The organism is Desulfobacterales bacterium (assembly GCA_021647905.1).
GTDB lineage: Bacteria > Desulfobacterota > Desulfobulbia > Desulfobulbales > BM004 > JAKITW01.
In genome coordinates, this window is sequence record JAKITW010000031.1 from 1 (window position 1) to 20,765 (window position 20,765).

12 protein-coding genes are annotated in these 20,765 nt (G+C 55.5%); 7 read left to right on the forward strand and 5 right to left on the reverse strand.

Annotated features, from left to right (window positions below; translation table 11 throughout):
* Nucleotides 1-305: 305 nt before the first annotated feature.
* Both L3J03_06285 and L3J03_06290 read left to right on the forward strand, forming a co-directional pair.
* A complete protein-coding gene (locus L3J03_06285; protein MCF6290585.1) occupies nt 306-503 on the forward strand; it encodes a hypothetical protein in 198 nt (65 codons plus the stop codon).
* A 40-nt stretch (nt 504-543) separates the two neighbouring features.
* Nucleotides 544-1,581, forward strand: coding sequence for a deoxyguanosinetriphosphate triphosphohydrolase (locus L3J03_06290; GenBank protein MCF6290586.1), 1,038 nt, complete (start codon nt 544-546; stop codon nt 1,579-1,581).
* Nucleotides 1,582-1,606: 25 nt separating this feature from the next.
* Here the strand turns inward: L3J03_06290 and L3J03_06295 are convergent, their stop codons facing one another.
* The 5 genes from L3J03_06295 to L3J03_06315 all read right to left on the reverse strand — a co-directional run bounded on the left by L3J03_06295 (nt 1,607) and on the right by L3J03_06315 (nt 5,932).
* The gene (locus L3J03_06295) at nt 1,607-2,242 is read right to left on the reverse strand and encodes a methyltransferase domain-containing protein (protein MCF6290587.1); all 636 of its coding nucleotides are present in this window, start codon (nt 2,240-2,242) and stop codon (nt 1,607-1,609) included.
* A gap of 463 nt (nt 2,243-2,705) precedes the next feature.
* The gene (locus L3J03_06300; protein ID MCF6290588.1) at nt 2,706-3,230 is read right to left on the reverse strand and encodes a nitroreductase family protein; all 525 of its coding nucleotides are present in this window, start codon (nt 3,228-3,230) and stop codon (nt 2,706-2,708) included.
* A 162-nt stretch (nt 3,231-3,392) separates the two neighbouring features.
* Entirely contained in the window at nt 3,393-5,003 is a 1,611-nt protein-coding gene (locus L3J03_06305; GenBank protein MCF6290589.1) for a hypothetical protein, read from the reverse strand.
* 71 nt (nt 5,004-5,074) lie between these two features.
* Nucleotides 5,075-5,374 carry a hypothetical protein gene (locus tag L3J03_06310; GenBank protein MCF6290590.1) on the reverse strand — a complete coding sequence of 100 codons (300 nt, stop codon included), beginning with the start codon at nt 5,372-5,374 and terminating at the stop codon, nt 5,075-5,077.
* A 126-nt stretch (nt 5,375-5,500) separates the two neighbouring features.
* Nucleotides 5,501-5,932: a hypothetical protein gene (locus tag L3J03_06315; GenBank protein ID MCF6290591.1), complete on the reverse strand. Its 432-nt coding sequence runs from the start codon at nt 5,930-5,932 to the stop codon at nt 5,501-5,503.
* A gap of 847 nt (nt 5,933-6,779) precedes the next feature.
* On the opposite strand from L3J03_06315, the gene L3J03_06320 reads away from it, so the two are divergent.
* The 5 genes from L3J03_06320 (at nt 6,780) to L3J03_06340 (ending at nt 20,687) form a co-directional block, all read left to right on the forward strand.
* Nucleotides 6,780-8,378 (forward strand): tetratricopeptide repeat protein, encoded by a 1,599-nt coding sequence (locus tag L3J03_06320; protein MCF6290592.1) that lies wholly within the window; start codon nt 6,780-6,782, stop codon nt 8,376-8,378.
* Between the two features lie 194 nt (nt 8,379-8,572).
* The gene (locus tag L3J03_06325; protein ID MCF6290593.1) at nt 8,573-14,227 is read left to right on the forward strand and encodes a FecR family protein; all 5,655 of its coding nucleotides are present in this window, start codon (nt 8,573-8,575) and stop codon (nt 14,225-14,227) included.
* A gap of 189 nt (nt 14,228-14,416) precedes the next feature.
* On the forward strand, nt 14,417-17,518 hold the full coding sequence (locus L3J03_06330; protein ID MCF6290594.1) for a CHASE2 domain-containing protein: 3,102 nt from the start codon (nt 14,417-14,419) through the stop codon (nt 17,516-17,518).
* Between the two features lie 180 nt (nt 17,519-17,698).
* Nucleotides 17,699-18,010, forward strand: coding sequence for a hypothetical protein (locus L3J03_06335; protein MCF6290595.1), 312 nt, complete (start codon nt 17,699-17,701; stop codon nt 18,008-18,010).
* A 619-nt stretch (nt 18,011-18,629) separates the two neighbouring features.
* A complete protein-coding gene (locus L3J03_06340; protein ID MCF6290596.1) occupies nt 18,630-20,687 on the forward strand; it encodes an autotransporter domain-containing protein in 2,058 nt (685 codons plus the stop codon).
* Nucleotides 20,688-20,765 lie beyond the last annotated feature (78 nt).

The following is a 20,765-nucleotide window of genomic DNA, read 5'->3' on the forward strand; positions in this document are numbered from 1 at the left end:
TTCGCCCATTTTGGCCTGCTCGAATAGCACCAGTATGCTTCGCAGTCCCAAATGAACGAATCTAAGCCACTGGTAAACGCTTACGGGCATAAGATTACCGTAAATCCGTACCCCCGGTGAACGGTTACAAACCGGGAAAACCTTGTTGCCGTGGCGCTCATGGGGGTATACTGGGTCGACACCAACACCCGTTTCCCCTTGTCCCGCCGACTTCACCGGCCGGGCAGGGTCTGTAAAGGATTATACCGATGCATACGACGCTGCTTCTCGACTACCGCAACGACTGTTGAAAGGGTATCAAAGACGTGCGGGCACGTCTCAAAAAAAGTGTACCCGGCTTCTGCTTTGCGTTTCTCTGCAACCCGGACCAGGAAAAGAGGCTCTTGAGAGTCATCGCCTATGCGGGCGGCCGGGTGACCGCCCGCCGGGAGGTCCCGGCCGGCCTGCGGATCACCGTGACCAAGACCCGAGTTCCTGGGGCTCTCCGGTCGTCCAGCCCCTGAAACAACTTGACTTTTTTTGCAATTAAAAGCAAGAAGGCATATGAGCATCCGGACGGAATATGAACAGAGACAGGGGCTGTATCTCTCACCCTATGCCTGCCCCTGCACGGCAAGCAAGGGCCGGCTGCGGCCGGAGAAGGAATGTCCCATCCGCAATCCCTTTCACCGGGACCGCAACCGGATCGTCTATTCCAAGGCCTTCCGGCGCTTAAAGCACAAGACCCAGGTCTTTCTCGCCCCCATGGGCGACCACTACCGCACCCGGCTGACCCATACCCTGGAGGTGTCGGAGATCGGCCGCACCCTGGCCCGGGCCCTGCGCCTGAACGAGGACCTGGTCGAGGCTGTCTCCCTGGGGCACGATCTCGGCCACACCCCCTTTGGCCACGCCGGCGAGACGGTATTGAACGAGTTGATCCCGGGCGGATTCTCCCATTTCGAGCAGAGCCTGCGGGTGGTTGATTTCCTGGAGAACAATGGCGCCGGTCTCAACCTCACCTTCGAGGTACGCAACGGCATCGCCAAACACTCCAAGGGATACGGCGAGGTGGTCCCCAGGGGCCGGCAGAACATGCCCGACACGGCCGAGGGCTGCCTGGTCCGCTATGCCGATATCATCGCCTACCTGAGTCACGACCTGGACGATGCCATTGCCAGCCGGGTGATCCGGGCCCGCGACATCCCGGACATCTGTATCAGGGTGCTCGGCGACAAACATTCCCGGCGGGTGATGAACATGATCCAGGGACTGCTCGACGGCACCCGGCCCGAAAACGGCGAACTGGTCTTCAACTTCCGTGACGATATCGCCGAGGCGATCCAGGAGTTGCGCAACTTCCAGTACCACAAGGTGTACCGCGCCCCGCAGGTGCACAACGAGTTTGAAAAGGGCCGCAAGGTACTGCGGGAGATATTCTTCTACTGCCTGGAAAACGCGCCGTTCCTGGAAAAAAAGATGGGCGGTTTTGCCCGAAGCAGCTCAAGGGAGCGGCGGATCGGCGATTTTATCGCCAGCATGACCGACCGCTATGCCCTGTCCCTTTACCGGCAGATCTTCGAGCCCAGGTCCCTGGTCTGAACCGCTACCTGCCAAGCGTATGATCTCATCCGGTCCGTGGCTTGGAAGCGATTGCGCTCATCAGGCCCCATAGCCAGTTGATTTTGTATTTCTCCAACGCTATCACCTCGAATCCAGCCTCGGATAACAGAATATTGCATTCCCGGGTTCCATATATCGGCGAGTGCGCTTTGTCGATCAAGCGTAGAAAGAGATCACAGATGCGGCAGGCAATGAAATCGTCGCACCAGTCGGTGATGACAAGGTGCCCTCCTGATTGCAGCACACGGAACATTTCGCTGAGTGCTTTCTCCGGGCTTCCGAAGTAGTGAAACGCGTTTGCCGACACGACCAGGTCAAAGTGGCAATCCGGGAAAGGGATGTTCTCAACCGGGGACTCATACAGTTTCACTGAACTGCCAAGCTTTGATCGCGCCACGGCAAGCATCTCCGGACAGAGGTCGATTCCAGCGAGATTCCCCGCTGGAACCTCCTTCGCAAGTTCCCGCAGAAGTGTACCTGTTCCACAGCCGATGTCCAGGACGCGATTATTCGGGAGGTTTTTGAGGCGCCGTAATGTCTCCCGGTTTGTTGCCTCCACGTAGAAGGCCCAGCGGCTGTCATATTGAGCCGCAAGTTTTGCATACTCATTTCGAACAGCATCGTGCCGCTTGTGTTTCATTTTTCCCGGGTTGGATCTTAACAAAAAAGTTAATAGTCCAAAACATGATGAACTCGTAACAACCCGAAAAGCTTCAAATGCCACCCAATAAAATCAACAAGTTACAAGACGAATCACGTCCGTCGAGCGGGTTGTTGCGAGACCGACAAAACATAGATAACCACAACGTTGCCAAGCATAATAACCGGTCAACGCCTAAAAAAACCACAAAAGATTCATATTATGAACCACTAAAAATGATGGACTCGTAACAACCCGAAAGGCTTCAAATGCCACCCAATAAAATCAACAAGTTACAACATGATACACGTCCGTCTCGCAGGTTGTTGCGAGACCGACAAAAATGATTGCTACCTGTCAAGCCAAAAATGCAGGTCGACCATCAGGAGAAAACCGAGGATGGGGTGCTGGTGAACGGTTACGGGCAGATCGTAGCGGGCGGCCCGATATCCCCTTCCGCCTCCTAGCCATACCACGCTTCCCGATGCACCCGCTCCGGGTTGAAGCGGGTGCGGGCCGGCAACTCCTCGGCCGGCCAGCCCAGGGATATACCGCAGACCGGGATGATCTCCGGGGGCAGTTTAAAAAGGTTCCGGATGCTATCCATCCGCTCCTGGCGGGGATGGACCCCGAGCCAGCAGGAACCAAGGCCAAGGGCAGTGGCGGCCAGGAGGATATTCTCCACCGCGGCACTGACATCCTGAAGCAGATAGGACTCCTGCTGGTCATGGGCCCGGGTGATATCGCCGGACACGACCAGGGCGGCCCCGGCCTGCTTGAGCATCCGGCCGTTGGGCAGGATAGCGGCCAGTTGGTCCAGGGTCTCTTGCTGCCGGACCACGACAAAATGCCAGGGATCGCGGGCCACGGCTGACGGCGCCGCCATCCCGGCGGTGAGCAGGTCGATCAGCATCGCCTCGGGAATCTCCTTATCCAGATACTTGCGAACGCTGCGCCGGGCATAGATAAACTGTAGCTTCGGGTTCATCACTGTTTCCTCCTGATCATGCTGATATTGCTCCCTTTTAACTGATGCCGGTCACCGGCTGCGGCAGTCCTTCGACCGCCCATTTCTTCCCCGGTTCCCCAGGCTGTTTCCAGATCTTAAAGGCCGGGTTGTCCTGGTCCGAAAGCCCAGGGCCGGACACGCTCAGAGATAACCCTCCTCCCTGAGGTGGCGCTGGATGTCCGCCGCTGAAAAGCCGATCTTTTTCGCCACCCGCCGGGCGTGGCTGGCCCGGGAAATGCCCGGGATCATCCGATGGGTCGGCCGGTTGCCCTTGAACTCGACCTGGATGAACCGGCCCTGGTCCGAGGCCATGAACATCTCGGCCAGTTCGTAGGAATGGGTGACCAGCAGGGTGGAGTTGTTTTTGGCGAACAGGCCGTCGAGTACGGCCACCGACTGGTCCATCCGCTCATGGGAGGTGGTGCCCTCGGCGATCTCGTCCAGGACCACCAGGCTTTTGGGGCTGATTTTAAAGAAAATATCCCGGGTGGTCTGGAGTTCGGTGCCGAACCGGCCCTCGGGATCGTTCAGGCCGTCAAAGGCCGGGGCCTGGTAGGCAATGTGATCGGCAATATTCATCCGGGCCCGGGTGGCCACCACCGGGGCGCCGATCTGGCCCAGGATCTGGTTCTGGATCACCCCCTTGCAATAGGTGGTCTTGCCGCCGCTGTTGGGACCGGTGATAAAGGTCACCCCCTGGCCGTCAATGGAGACATCGCTACCCACGTAATCCGGGTCGTTCTTGGCCAGCACCGGATTCTTCATCCCGGTGGCAATGAAATAATGGCGCTCAATATCGGTAAATTCCGGGATAACCGTGGGATGGGGAATATTACGGCGGAATTCGCTGAAAGAGATGATCTCGTCCAGGCCGGCCACCGCCTCCATGGCCGAACCGAAACGGTTGGATTGCAGGAAACGTTTACGCAGCGGCAGCAGCGCGGTATCCTGATCGAAAATCGGTTTAACCACCGCGCCGTAGAGCATCCCGATAACGATCCCGCCGCCGGTCAAGAGGGCCAGGGATTCGGCCATCATCGGCTTGAGCAGCCCGGTCCACCCAGCGCCGACGGCCAGAATACTGGGAATGGCCGGGCCGACGCTGCCGCCGGATATCCGGCCCGGACGGAACCTGAGTGCCGGGGTGAAAAAACCCTTTTCCCGGCGGCTAACCACCCCGCGGATGGTCCGGTAGGTGGGTTTGCGCACCAGTTCGCTCACCGGCGACTCCCCGAACGAGGCGATCTGGCGCAGGAGCGAATCAAGATAAATGGTATCAGGCCGCGGAATGGCAGCCGCGGCCCGGTGCATGGTCTCCGCCGCCTTGATCGCCCGCTTCAATGCCCCGTAAGGCACCATGGGTTGATAATGGGCGTTGAGGAACTGGAACAGGGCCGGCTCACCCTTGCCGAACGTCCCGAGGAACTCTTCCACCGCGCTGCGGAGCCGGTCATGGGCCTCCAGCTCCATCAACCCCTCCTGCTTGGCATGGATCAATTCCAGGGATTCCGCCGGGGTGTTCAGGGAATGGAACAGGTGGGCCGCGCCCACATGGGTCCGGGTATGGTTCAGGGCCTGGTAAAGATCATGGATCTCCACCACCTCCAGGGTCCGCTTGTCAACCACGGTCTCGCTGAGCAGCTCGAACATCCGGTGGCTGTCAAGTGCCTCCGGACCAGTCCGGCGCTCGTTGATGAATTGGTTGGCGTAGTTCAACTCAATGATCAGCTTGTCACTGTTCAGGGCACACATAAGAAAAACCTGTCAGATATCCAACCCGGGCCGGGCCGGGACCGATGTCATGGGCGGGCAGGGACCGGGAATCAGGCCCGGCCGAGCAGGATGTCATTAACAGAGTGATAATAATCACTGTCCTGGGCCAACTGCTCGACAAGTTCCAGCAATGCCCGGAGGCGCTGTTCCGCGGAGCTGACCGGCTGACACTCGTTGCACATCGGGTCCTCGCAGGGCTGCCGGGCAAAGAGCCAGTAATGGACCGCCCCGGCGAGCAGGCCGTCGGCCACCTCCCAGGAATCGCTGTCCGGGTTGCCATCGCTAATCCGGTTGGCCAACTCCACCACCTGGTGGGCGGCCTCATCGTATGGGGTTGTTTCTTCTTGCATGGGGGGACCTGCTTGAAAAATTCCGCCCTGGTCAAATAAATAAGGACGTTTTTGTTAAGCGACTTTTTCGAGAAACCACAATTGCTCAAATTCTTTTGGGCTGACAGAACCTGCCCGGAGAGGACACTACTTACGATCTACAACCATACCCCCTGCCAGCTTATGTTGCAAAATTTTCAGTATGTCCGGCCACTTACTCTCCCACCCATGGTGATCAACATCTGAAAACTCCACATACCCGGCCTGGGGAAAGCGGCGTTGATATCTGCTGTTCAACCGCCCGGGGATGTTTGTATCTTGCGAGCCGGAAAAATGCAACTGTATAACATCGGCCGCAAGAGAAGATTGGGTGGCTGGATTCATCGAATCAACCAGCGGAGTATATCCGTGCAGTTTTGCCCATTCGTCTGTATCCAGCAACCCGCTGACCGTAACAACCGCCCTGGTTTTGAATCGTTCCGCCAGGAATATGGCAAGGACCGCCCCGCCGCTGTGACCCATGAAAACCAGTTCCTTCTCGGGAAATTCGAGCAGTATATTCCCCAGGGCCGCTGACATTGAATCGATTACCCGCGGACTGTAACGGCCAAAGGTCCAGAACCACTGATTGCAGCCCGGATCATCCTGAAAGCCATAATAACATGGACGGCCGAGATATAATGCATCATTCCGGTCCAAGGCCATAAGACGCAGCATCAGGGGGTTCCGGGTTGTGGGGTCCGAAGAGGGCCGCAGATGATTATTCCAGGGTCTGCCGTCCCCTTCGAGGTAAATATGCAGAGTTCCATCTCCGGCGGAGTTCTGATTGAAATAAACAAGATGGTTGAAATCTTTTCCCCTGATGACCTGACGGCTGAAGCCGGCATCGGTTGCCAATCGATCAATCCGGAGTGCAGGCGAGGCACAGCCGGACAGGACCAGGAGTGCGAGAAAAATTATGATCTTTAATACCCTCAAAACAAGGCCTCTCAATATTTTCTTTATCCTATCGAACCTGTTGCAGAAGTATCAAGGTAAACATTCAGTGAACTACATAACATATAGGGCGCACGAATATTTTTTTAGGAGCCACATAGAACGGAGCGGAAATTTTTGATAAAACGACATCTTCCTTGACAGCGGCAGGTATACATCTTAAACATAGTCGATAAGTTAAGGGACTGTTGACCGAACAACATCTTTTTATATGATGAAAATTGATCATGTCAATGATGTTTGTTTTCATCGCCGCGTTTATCGGGTCGGCATTGTATCCAGCAACTCCCATTTTGGCAGCCTAATCAGCAGGCAAGCGAGATAGCAGTATGATTTTCGCCAATTTGACAACTTGTCGTGCCGGTTTCTAGTTTTCTTCAGCAATATGCCGTGGTTGATGAACGACCGACAGAGCATAAAGGTACTTGACATGAAAAAAAACCTGTGCGTGAGTATTGCTGTTTTTTTATTCCTTTTCATATTCCTGCCCTGCGGTCCCGTGTTCTCGGCATCCCCGGATCCAAGACCGCCCGAGTTGTCGATCCAGGCCAAAAAAAACCTGCGGGCCGGCATCGAACAGTATAAACAGGAGAACTACGAAGAGGCCGCCCAGATCCTGGAACAGGTCCGCGTAATGGTCCCGGCCTCGACCTCTGCGGCATTCTTCCTGGGCCTGACCTACAAGCAGATGCAGGACTATCCAAGGGCGGTAAAAAACTTGAGGGATGCGGTAACCCTCACCCCCCGGATCAAGGAAGCCCTGGTGGAACTGGTCGAGGTCCTGTACAGGTTGCCGGAGCCGGAAAACCTGGTTGAGGCCGAAAAATGGCTGCAGGTGGCTGAGCAGGTCAAGATCTTCCCGGCCAAGACAGCATTTCTCAAGGGCCTGGTCCTGCTCAAGGGAAACAAAAGCCGGGCGGCGATCACCGCCTTTGAAAAGGCAAAAACCCTTGATCAATCCCTCACCCAGTCGGCCGAGATCCAGATAGCCTTGGCCTATGTCAAAGAAAAAAACCTGAAGACTGCCCGGCAGCGGCTCAAGGCGGCGATTGTCCTGGACCCGCAGTCCGACCTGGCCGGTTTCGCCCGCCGCTACCAGGATGTGGTGGAGAAGAGGCTGGAGCTTGAAAAACCGCTCCGAACCACGGTAAGCCTTTTTGCCCAGTATAATGACAACCTGCTGTCCAAGCCCAACGAGCCGGAGCGCTACTACGGGATAATCGATGACGCATCCAGCCGGACCTTTGTCGGCTCCCTGCGGCTGGACTATGTCCCCCTGCTGCCTGGTCCCTGGATTTTCAGCGGCCAGTATGCCTTTTCCGGCAGCCTGAATACCGAACACCACTCGACCCACGATTCGGTTAGCAACAGCTTCACCGTAACCCCGGGGTATAATTTCGGCCGCTACTCACTCAGCCTGATGGCAAATTACAACTACTTCATGCTGCGGACAAACACCGACAAGATCCCCAAGCGGTACATGAGCCATACCCGGATCGGGCCCCTGTTCAGAATCATTGTCACCAAGACCCAGATCCTGGAATTATTCAGCGGTTATAACCATAAAAAATACTACCGGCCCCCGGTGAGCGCCAATGAAGACCGGAACGCCGACGGTCTGAGCGCCTATGCCAGTTGGATCTGGCTTTATAAGGAAAACGGTCTTGTAAACTTGAGGTATGAGTATACCGACGAAAACACCGATGGTCCCTGGTGGACCTATAAGGGCCACAGTTTTTCAGCCAGCGCCACGGTACCGTTACGCGACAGGCTGTCCCTGCAGCTCAGTATCATCTACTTCCGGCAGAACTTTGATTACCCGACAACGGATTTTGACCTGATCGCCGGCACCCGGACCGACAAGATAAGAAAAGACAAAACCTTTTCCGGTTCTGTCGGGTTGACCTGGAGTCTTGACAAAAATACCAGTTTGATTTTCCAATATTCGAGAACCCGGGTCGATTCCAATATCGGCAGGAACGACTACCAACGAAATCTTTACAACGTGGGGATCGAGTACCGATTTTAATCACAGACAGTTCACTAGACGTGATTTTCAAGCTCTCGAAAACGGATAATTTCGGCCTCAGCGTAAATATTGTCGCTGCGGACAGGGCATATGAGGATATGCTGGTTAATCAAATTCAGGTTTTCAAGATAATTTTTTAAAAAACATTATTCAAACCGATCTGTTACCGGTCATTTATCCGCAGGAGGTTCGTGATGAAACGGTTACTGTCCCTCTCTTTCACAAGCTGCCTGGCTCTCATGCTGCTCATGCCGCTGGCGGCCCTGGCCGCCCAGATCGGCGAATTCACCTATATCGAAGGACGGATCAATATTACCACCCCGGGCCAAAAGACCAGACCGGCCCACAAGGGCGATACGGTCGAGGAGGGCGACGTTATCCGGAGCAAGACCGCTTCCAAGGCGGAAATAACCTTTGTTGACGCGAATATTCTCCGGATCGCCCAGCAGTCCCGGGTGGTAATCACGAAATATTTCGAATCGGAAGAAAAAACCGTCGCGACCATTAACCTCACCAGGGGCCGAATTCGGAATATCGTCAAAAAAACCGGTAAGATATTCGGCCGGCTGAAACAGAACCACTTTGAGGTCCACACGCCCACCACGGTCGTCGGGGTCAGGGGTACCGATTTCGGCACCTCTCATATAAACGGGGTCAGCAGCGCCATCTTTAAGATCGGGTTGGGATACGGGTATAACAAGAATATGCCTGATCGGGTCCTGAATATTGAAACAGGCCAGATCATGGTGGTCAGGGGCCCGGACCGGTTACCCATAGTAAGAAAGGCCACTCCTGAAGAATTCCGCCGGAGCGAAGAGGAAACCGCACCGTCCAAGGAGGGTGTAACAAAAGAAAAAGTCGAGGCTGAGCCCGGTGACGAGCCCAAGGATGAGCCTACTCCGGAGCCTACGCCGGAGCCTACTCCGGAGCCGACACCAGAGCCGACACCAGAGCCGGTGCTGACTCCAATACCGGAGCCTATTCCTGTTCCTGTTTCATCCCCCGAGACAGGGGCCACAACCACGACCTTCACCTCCACCGATGTCACCGGGCTCAGCGGTTTTCTCGACTCCGGGACCGTGACAATCACCAGGGATTCCACCACCGGCGTAGAGACCATGACCCTGGCGGCCCAACTCCCGGACCCGACCCTGGTCACCAACACCCAGGTCGGCACCCTGGGAGGCGCCATGAGCGACGGATCGGCCTTTGACGGCTACCTGGTGGGCTCGGAGGGTTCCTGGAGCGGGCTTCTGACCTCCATCTATGCCGATACCGGCGGCAATGTCGGCTTCCAGACCGGCATCCTTTCCGGTACCGCCGGCAACGGCACCCTTTCCGCCAGCGGCCCCATATACCGGTCCGCCATTCTCGGCAATGCCAACGTCACTCCGGCTAATTTAAGCACCACCCTTGATCCGCTCTTTTTTGCCGGGATCCCCCTGCCGTTCCTGAGCGATATTGAAATGGGCGCTTTACTGGATAGCATGGGCGTCGCTACCCTCAACTCGGCGATCAAGGGCCTCCCCTTAACCGGGGGCGGCTACCTGGGGGTCTGGAATATCACCACCGAGGGCGGATTTTTCCATAACGTCAACGCCTTCACCTCCTGGACATCCCCCTACGGCGTTGCACGCACATGGAATTCGGATGCCCTTTATATGTTGGGTGATGTAACGGTTCTTGATGACAGCCCGACGGCCACCAGCGGCCATACCACAATCAACGGTCTGCTGAGGGTCCTGACCCCTGGTTATCTGGGTACCGTGGGTTTTGATTACCGCGGCGCCTATATTTCGGAACTATATCACAGCGCCGGGGCCGGCACCTATTACCTGCAGCCCCTTGGCTTTTCCGGCGACATCGGCGGCCGTTTCAGATACTATGACGGCGCCACTTTTGTCGAGTCCGCCGCTGGCTTGGGCGGCCTGCTGGGCGGCACCGCGACCACCCTGCTCAGCGGCGTCGACACCCCGGTCACCATGATGGGCGACTACGGCGTCTCTGTCTCGAGCCTTGGCCTCTCCTTGATGACATCCCGCGGGTACATTTTTTCAGGCTCGACCACCAACGGAGGACACTACCAGGGCCACATGGTGGGCCTATGGAACAATGAATCCCTTGATGCCAAGGTCAAGGCCCTGTACATCGATCCGGCCGGCAATGCCGGATACCTGTACGGCGATGTAACGGGCGCCTATTATCCGGATTATCCGATGTGGGAAACAGACGGAACCCTGATTGCCAACCAGGTCTCGACCACAACCGTGGTCCCGGCCGAACTGGGCAACAATCTGGACTGGAGCAGCTTCTACGGCGACGGTGGCGCCGGCGCCTTCGGGGCCGGCGGCGCACTCGACCTGGCCATGTTTGACGGTGGCCAAATGAGAATCAATGACCAGGACTGGGGCATCTGGGAAGGCGCCTTGGGCGGCAGCTATTCAGGCCAGACCTCGACCGACTGGAACCTGCATACCGGCGGCTACTTCTACGACAACACCAACACCTTCGCTGGCTACTGGTTCGGCGACATCATCGGCTCCGCCTGGGGCCCGGCCGGCATCGGCGGGACCTATGCGGGCAAGGTCCTGACCAGCGACCACCTGTACGATCTTAGCGGCGATATCATGGGCGCCCGGGACAGCTCCACCGCCACCTGGCAGGCCGTCGGCAGCGGCTCCTTCCAGGCGGCGGCGCTCTATTTAAGCGGCGAGTTCACCGACACCGCCGACGGTCTGCGCCGGGTGGTTTCAGGTACCCTGACCAAAAGCGAGCTGGAACGGTGGGATACCCTGGGCGGGGAAGGCAGCGGCGCCTATGATGCCTGGTATGATTATTCATATTTCATCCCCGGCACGGGCGGCAATCCCCTGTTCGGCATGACCTGGGAGGATGCCTATGATACCTACACCTCTATCGGCAACATCTACCTGCCCGACGGCCACCGCTTGACTATTGATGATGGAAAAATCGGCCAGGGCGCCGACTGGACCGTGGGTGGCATCCCGGCCACAACCTTTGCGGACTATTCAGCCCCTGCCTGGCCGAGTCCTACGGGGAGCGCCATCTGGGAACGCCGCAGGTATGAAGAAGACACCGGCGCCAACCTGCTGACCGGCGCGGGAGAGTTTACCGGCCTGCTGGGCGTTACCGGTGATATCTGGAACTCGTCCTCCGCGGCCATGACCCTGATGGGTAAATACGCGCCTGCTGACTCCAACTATACCGACCCGGCCGTTTTCAGGGTCGATATCAGCAACACGTCTTCCACCACCGGTGCCATGGCCGGTTATCTCGGCGGGGTGATTTCCCCGGAGATCGGGGTCAACGGCGGCCTCTACAGCCTGTATATAGATCCGGGCGGTAACGGCGGCATCCTGGAGGGGCCGGTCAACGGCGCCGCCTACCCGGAAATCGCCATGTGGGAGGCCCCGAGCACAACCAATACCATCAATAAGCAGCAGATGGCTGCCGGCATTAGCACAAACTTTGCGTCCGGTCTCGATATCGGCCTGATGGTCGGCTGGCTGCGCGGTAATTTCGGCGACACTGACTCCTACCTGAAAAGCGACATCGGCTGGGGCGGCACCAAGTCCCTGGCCGGCTATGATGACTGGGGGGTCTTTGATATGAGCTTCGGCCTGAACAACAAGGCATACAATCCCTTGTCGTCAAACTCGTGGACCGCCAATGTTGGCGGATATGCCTGGTTCGGCACCAACAATGTGGACTTTGACGGTGATGGAAATCTTGACCCCGATATCGGCATGTTCCTGATACCGATGACCAGCTACATGGACCCGGCAACCAACTTGACATGGAATAATTTTACCGGCAGCTTTCTTACCTGCACCAAGATGGGCGACATGGTCGGCTCGGTTGCGGGTACCTACGACGACACCCTCGGCACCTGGCAGGCCCAGGCCGGCGGCTACTGGTCAAACAGCACGCCTCTTGCCTTTAACGGTCTTGTCGGAGGCGGAGAGTCCATAAAGATGTTAAAGGTAAACAAGGGCTCCGGCACTGTCGGCGGCAACGACTATGGCTACCACTACTATGCCCTGAAAGACAGGGCCGTGTTCGGTCATTCCACGGAAACGGACAGCGACGGCCATATAACCAAGACCAGGTACAGTCCGGACGGCACCATGGAGTGGTGGCAGGTGGACGCTGACAAGACCACCGTCCTCTTTTCGGGCGAAGGCCGCTGGGATTCCTCCTACAGCTCGGTCATCGAGGCGACCCGCAACGGCCTGTCCGACAGTATTACGGAATACTGGCGGCAGAACACCTCCCATATGCAGGCTATCATGGGCAGTGTGGACGATCTGTGGGCCGCCACGAGTCCGTTGCCGGCCCAGACCACCTTTATCGGCGAATACCAGCCGGAGTACGGCAAATACACCCCCGAGGCGCTGTTCACCTTGGAGATATCCAGCTATAATCCATACAATGACAAGGATATGATCCTGGACCCGGCCTCTCCGTTCGCCCCCAACGGCAACGGCGCCTATCTCGGCTACGGGGCCGGCAGCAGCATAGTCGGCGGCGCGGGCAGCGCCGACTATGTCAACGAACTGGGCGGGGAAATACTGACCGCCTATGTTGACCCGAGCGGCAATGCCGGAATCCTGCAGGGCGCCTTTAACGGCAACATCCTGACCAAGAAAGGTTCCGGCGCCTGGTCAGGCGCCGGCAACATCTATCCCACCGAACTGGTGCCGGCGGGTGACCAGCCAACACCGGTCACGGTGGAGGATATGCTCACCCCGGGCAGCGGGGTCCTGCATAAAACCTATGACGGCAGGTACTACCTTTTTCCCGACCCCGGCACCACTGGTATTTTCCATCGTGCCGACGGCACCGAGGTATTAGGCATTCTGACTTCCCTGCAGGACATGGACACTAACTGGGCTACCATCACGGGCAGCTATAAGGCCTTGAACCTGCCAGACACCAGCGGAGCCGGCTACAACCAGGTGGTGATCAACAACGGTGACCCCTGGCGGATAGGGGTGGGAACCGGCCTGTTCGGCGGCACCATTGACACGGGTTCCTGGACAAGAAACCTGACCGGCGAGATCGACTCCGTAACAGTTGACCTCCAGGGTCAGGGTGAACTGCCGACGACGGAGAATCCGGGTTGGACGTGGGAATATAACAGCAGCTTTACAGACCCGGACGGGGTGAAAAACCTGCGCCGGGGAATAGTCTCCGGTCAATGGAACACCACAACCAATACCATTGACAACGCCAAGTCCGCCGAGATCTGGCTCAGCCTGGATGAAACCCTTGGCACGGCTATTGCCGGTTTCTCGTTCGGCAAGTTGAACGGCACCTTTGACCCGACCCAGGGCACCTATGAGTTGGCCGGGCTGAACCTGATCATGGACATAAACACCTATCTCAAGCTCCAACGGGACCAGAACACCACCCTGGTGGAACTGGACATCCCGGCCGTCCAGATCGGCGAAACCACGCTTTCCGGATCTAACGGCAACATCACCAACCTGACCATGAATGATGTCCGTTTCTTTGCCTATGCCAGCGGCGCGGAAGCGCAGCTCTGGGCCACCAACGATATCATCGGCACCTACACCGGCGATCCCACCGGGATCACGGTTTCCATGACCGACGGCGCTCTGAACGCCCGTTTTGCCATGCAGTCCTTTACGGGCAACACCTGGGCCGCCGAGGTCATAGGTACCGGCACCATCACCAGGGTTGACTCCGGTCCTATCGGTGTCTCCTTCAAGGGCCTTGCGGGCGGGACATTTACCGGCACCCCCACCACCGGCGGCGGCAGTTTCACCGGCACCGGCGGCGGCGGGGCACGCTCTGGGACTTAATGTCCGTCCAGAACTGAGGATTTTTGTTCAAGATCAAGAATCGCAAAAAAAAGCGCAGGCATCTGCCTGATATTCCAAGCATTATTTTGGGGTAGTTCATTATTAAAAAAGGCACGGAATGTCCGTGCCTTTTTTAATTGGTTTCTTTCCGGATTCTTGTTTGTCCACCCGTATGGTGTCAAAGTTCATATGAAAAAAACTCTCATCTTTTTCCTGGTCGGCGCGGTGCTGGGCGGCCTCTTCTGGGCCCTTTCCACCAACACGATCCTGTTCGACGCCATGGAGCGTAAGAACCTCGACGGTTTCTTCTTTCTGCGGGAGCCCGAGGCCGCTGATCTTATCACGGGCAAGGAAAAGAACCACTATGGCTCGGACCAGGTGCAGTTGGTGGCCATTGACGACGAGTCCCTCGGCGTCCTGGGGAAATGGCCCTGGTACCGGGATGTGCACGCCCGCTACCTGGAAGCGATCCAGAGATTCTCGCCCGCGGCGGTCTATTTTGACGTGGCGTTTATCATGCCGGAAAAGATGCCGCCGTCATTGATCAGCCGACTGGCCGACGAGCCGGACAAACTGGAAGAAATCAGCAAAATCTTCGGGGCCATGGACAACAACTTTGCCAAGGCCCTGGCCAGGTACGACAATGTCTATATCGACCTGTTCCTGGTCGGTGAAAAAAGGCCGGGTATCGCCTATCTTGACCGGATTATCGAAACCGAAAAGATAATGGAACAATACTCGCAGCCGGCGCCCCCGGAGGAGTTGATCTATTATTATTCCCTGGAGCCGCTGGTCAAGGAGTTCATGGAAAACGCCCAGCCGGTCACGGTCAACCAGTGGCCGGACAAGGATACGGTTATCCGCTCATTTATGGTGACCCATACCTATGAGAACAATGCCGGTGAAAAACGCTACCTGTTTTCAGCGGTCATGGCCCTGCTGAAAGAGTACTACCATGTTGCGGATAACAACAAGATAACTATTGAAAATAACAAGATTATTCTCCATGACGCCAGGGCGCCGGACCTGGATAAGAACAAACAGCCCCTGGTTTCAAGGGGACTGGACTTCGCAGGGCTGAAAAATAAGGTCTCCGTCTCTGCCAACCATTCGAGATACAACAAGAATATCTATAATTACATCGTCAATGAGTACAGCTACATCCGGCCCGATGACGAGAGCCGAATACCCATCTATCCGATTCATCTCCTGAAAAAAGGAGACGGTAACTACGAGTTGATCGCGGGCCAGGAGGTTTTTGACGCCGCGGTCCGGCTGGGCTCCCAAAAGATAGACGCCATATTCTATACGGAAAGGGATATCATCATCCATACCGAGAAAAACTATATGGGCGTATCCCATATCTTTCCGATTAATTTCGGCGGCAGGCAGGAAATTCCCTATATTAACCCCTATTCCGGCGAGCGGGAAATTTATAACACCATCCCCACGGAAAGCTACCTCAAGGTTGTCTCGACCGACATTATTCCGAATATTCCGGCCCTGGACGAGGACGGCACCATACACCCTGATTATGACACCGCCAACCTGGAATCCTGGTTCTACAATTATTGTGATACAAAGAACAATGAGATCCTGCTGGCGGCCCGGAAAAAATACGGCGACTTGTCAAACGAGAACGTCATCCTGTATATCAGCAAAGACGATCCCTATGACGGCAAGTATGTCTACTACAAGATGTTTTTTGACGACATCTATTATCTGATCGAGAACGGCGACCTGACCAGGCCGGAAAGGTTCGAGGATCTCCTGGCCATCTATCCGGAATGGCTGGCCATGAACGGCATGACCCAGGAAGAGGGCTTTCACCTGGACCTGTTCCAGGTCCTCTCGACCCTGCAGGACACCTACTCAGCCCAGTTAGACACCTTCTACAACAAGATCGTCTTTACCGGGGCTCATTCCGCCGGCATGGCCGATGATATCAAGGTCACCCCCTATGGCTATATGTTCGGGATGAACGTGGTCGCCAACGCCTTTAACACGATTGTTACCGACAACCAGCTTGCCCGGTCACCGGATAACCTTAATGCCGGCTTACTGGTAGCACTCTGCATCATTCTTGCGTTATTGTACGGTTTATCGAACATCCGGGTAAATTTTTACCTCTTCATCCTGTCCCTGCTGGCCACCTTTACAATCAGCTTTATCCTTTTTTCCTTTAACAACTATATGGTAAAAACCTCGCCGTTGATCATCGCCAACGTGGCGGTCTTCATTACCATCACGGTGATCAGGGTCCTGACCGAGGAAAAGGACAAAAAGTTTCTGAAGAACACCTTTTCCCAGTACATCTCGCCGGAGCTGATCAATACGATGTACGACAGCAAGACCCAGCCCGAACTCGGTGGGGCCAGCGACATCATCACCGCCTATTTCACCGATATCCAGTCTTTTTCCATTTTTTCGGAGAAGCTGACCGCCCACCAGTTGGTGGAGCTTTTGAACGAATACCTGACCGATATGACCGATATTCTGCTGGCCGAGCAGGGCACCCTGGACAAGTACGAGGGTGACGCGATCGTTGCCTTTTTCGGGGCGCCGATGCGGTTTGAAGACCATGCTCTCCGGGCCTGCCGGGCCGCGGTGAAGATGCAGGACCGGCTCCTGAAACTGCGGAGAAAGTGGCAGGCGGACCGAAGCGATGACCCGAACCGCAACACCAAGGGCCTGGCCCCGGAGGAATGGGACCCCGGCAGCAAGTGGCCCCATATCGTCCACGAGATGCGGATGCGGATCGGGATAAACACCGGCGAGATCGTAACCGGCAATATGGGCTCCAAGACCCGGATGAACTACACCATGATGGGCGATTCCGTGAACCTTGCCGCCCGGCTCGAGGCGAGCGGCAAGCAGTACGGGATTTTTTCGATTATCAGTGAATATACCTATAACCACAAGATCCACGGCGACCAGGGCGACACCCTCAAGGTTGCCGATTTCGTCGAGGTGCGGTTCGTGGACAATATCCAGGTGGTGGGCAAATCAGAGCCGGTCAAGATCTATGAGCTGGCAGCCATGAAGGGCGACCTGACCGAGCGCGAGAAGACCCTGTTTGAATTGTTTGGTCAGGCCATGGACCTCTACCTGGCCATGCAGTGGGAGGGAGCCATTGCCAAGTTTAAAGAGTGCCTGGAATATGAAAGGTTCCCGGACGCCAAAACCACGCCTTCCGAGGTGTATATCAAGCGTTGCGAGATGTTCAAAAAGGAACCGCCCGTGGCCACGGGCGAGTCATGGGACGGTGTCTTCCGGCTGATGAGCAAATAAGGGAACGACGTGGGATAAGAGTAGAAAGCTGAATCCCGATCAACGGTCGGGATTTTCGGGCCTGTAAAGAAGTTGTAAGATAGAGACACGACGATTGACACGCGCATCTACTACGGCGCTGCCGACGTTTACCGGTCGGAGATGGCTGCATGTTTTGTGCACCACCGGTGAACAGTTTATATGAAAGTCGTGCCGGACAAAGCCCGCTGTCCGGAGAGATTTTCATTGTTCGTTGTGGCTGCGGCCAAAAAATTATGGTCCAGCCATGCTGGTTACTCGAAAAAAGGGATCAGGAATAATTCTTGCGAACTGAAAGCTTCGCACGCCAATATTGGCTTACGGACCATGAAAACCCGCGCGACATCAGCTGGTTACAAGACGAGAAATAACTACAATAATACTGCCGGGATCAGGTTGTCTGATGGTCAGATGATTGTCCCTGCTTTTTCGTTGACAACAAGCAGCGTGGCTGATTACAACTACATAGTGTAATTTCTCAATAAGTGCTGGTAAACTGACATTAATTCGGTGAACATCTCCCCCCCTGGGGAAAAAAGGTTATCAGCAAGCACGTTTTGCGGTTCGGAAGCCATTTAATAAATGTGGACCTGGACAATTCCTGAATATTTTTCAGCTGCTGCAAAAGTCGGTCTGCTCACTTTTGCCTGAAAAATACTCCGCCCGTGGTGATCGTTTACAAACAAAGGGGCTTCAGGCCTCACACCTACTTCATGCCCCGTGATCAGTTATTGGGCTGGTGCAAACGTCATCTCCGGGCATATCGTCTTATTGCATGCGGCAGACATGGCTTGATGGTGCAAATTTTGTAACCGTTCACCAGGGGCTACAGATTTACGGAAACCACCGGCCGGTAAGCGTTGATCAGTGCCACGGATTCGTGCAAGCAGGCCGGCGAATCCATAGTATGCCTATGTGAGCCGGCCTGATCGTGCGAAGAGGGGGTGCTGGTGAACGCTTACCAAATTTTATCGGGGCTGAGCACCTATCTTCGGCTCGCCATTTATTGCCATGGGCAACACGGTGAACAGGTTTCAATAAAACGGGCCATGAGAGTTTCATATAAACCTTAATCAGATACGGGAGGAGAGAAATGGCGCTGGGAAAGGGACTGAAAAAGTATGCAACCTCTATAGCCGGCGGTCTTTTCCTGCTGGGTATGACTACAGCAGGTTTTGCTGCTACCACGACCGACATGGTTGTTATCATCGATGAATCCGGTTCCATGGGTTCGGAGCAGGGCTTTATCGGTACCTATATTCAAAATATGGACACTGTCCTGGAACAGAATGGGGTCACCACCAATCGATATGGTCTTGTCGGTTATGGTGGGCATGACCAGCCCGGCATGCTTAATGATGCGGCCCATAAGCACCTTATTAATGGATTTGATTTTGGCACTCCTGCCCAGTTTGCTACAGCTACTGGAGGATTGATTACATCCGGCGGCACTGAAGACGGTTATGAAGCGATGATGTATGCCCTGAACAACTACACCTTCCGCACCAATGCAGGGGCCAGCTTTTTTCTGATAACCGATGAGGACCGGGATACCAAACTGGCCCCTACTGTCGGATACCCTGATATGCTTGCTGCTCTCCAGAATGCCGGGGTGGTCATGCACGCCATGGTTAATCAGCGTTTTTATGATACAGCGGGCAATGCCGCAGTTGCAATTGACGCCAGCGGGAATGCCTATGTTATCGATGCCCAGGGAAATCTGACTACTGTGCCAAACGGCGCCTCTCGAACCATTAATGGAACTGTTAATGACAGTGGTACTACGGATGCGGACTACACCGAACTGGCCCTGGCTACCGGGGGTATTGCCGCCGATCTGCAGGCAAACCGGAATGCTATAAATGCTAACACGCCGGTAGCTGCTACTTTTGCCCAATTATTGAGTGATATCATTACCCAGACCACCCAGCAGCAGACCACGGTGGCAGGGCTCCTTGCCCTGGCGGAAACACCTGCCCAGAAAGCGGTGGCCAGGGTACTGCAGAATGCAAACAATCTTAATGCGATAAGGGCGGCCATTAACGCCATGCTGACCAACAGCAAGAAGAAGACGACCCTTGAGCAGCTTTCTCCCCGCAAGGTCTTTGCCATGGTGCTGCACGCGATCAGGAGCGGTACGGCCAAAAGACGCGGTATGAAGCGCAGGATGCACAGGATGCGTACCGGTCAGGCCGGTCAGTTTGATATGACTGATTTTGCCTTTAACTATAAAGGGACTGGTATCAGCGGTGATATGTTGAAAGAACTGCTGCCTGGAAAACTGATCGGCGGCGCCGCGGGCGACAGTGACCTGGACCCTCGTCATGGATTCTTCATCAGCGGCAGCCTTTCACGGGGTGATTATGACCGTTCCGGCGGTATGGACCCCTATGATTTTGACAGTAGAAACCTTTCAGTCGGCACTGACTACCGTCTGACCAGGGCATTGACTGCCGGAGTATCATTAAGCTTTGAGACCAGTGATACTAATTTTGAAGACTTGTCAGAAATAGACATGAAGGAAACTGGTCTGTATTTTTACGGTATGTATACCTTTGCGCCTGATATGTACCTTGAAGGTACGGCAGGATACGGCTGGACCCGCTATACCGCCCAGCGTGATACCGGTCTCCCCGGGTTCGGACTGGCTACAAGTAATCCAAAGGGCAACCAGTTGAATCTAAGCCTGGAAATGGGGCGTGATTTCAAATATGAAAAATGGCGCATCGAGCCAATGGCCGGGGCGTCCTACACCAGGATAAGAATTGACGCCTATACCGAGGTTGGAGCAGGTATTGCCAACCTGATTGTATCTGACCAGGAGGCCCATTCATTTATCGGCACAATCGGCGGCCGCCTCGGTTATGAGAGTGACAATCCCAACTCCTTGTTCACGCCGGAGATACATGCCTTCTGGGAGCATGAGTTTGCCAATGACAGCCGTTCAATTAATTCCGCTTTTGCCGGTGCGCCGGGGACTGTTTTTGCAGTTTCAACTGAAGAGCCGGATCGTGATTATGTACGGATAGGGTTTGGATTGACCGGTCAGCTCGGTGACAACACAATCGTGTCTGTCAGCGGTGACACTGTAATAGGCTACGCAAACCTTAAAGAGTACACCCTGTCCGGCAATATTAAGTGGAAGTTCTAATCTTAAGGGCAAGGTGTAGATAAACCACGCGCCCTGTTCAGCAAAAAACCGGCCATCCCTCCCGGGATGGCCGGTTTT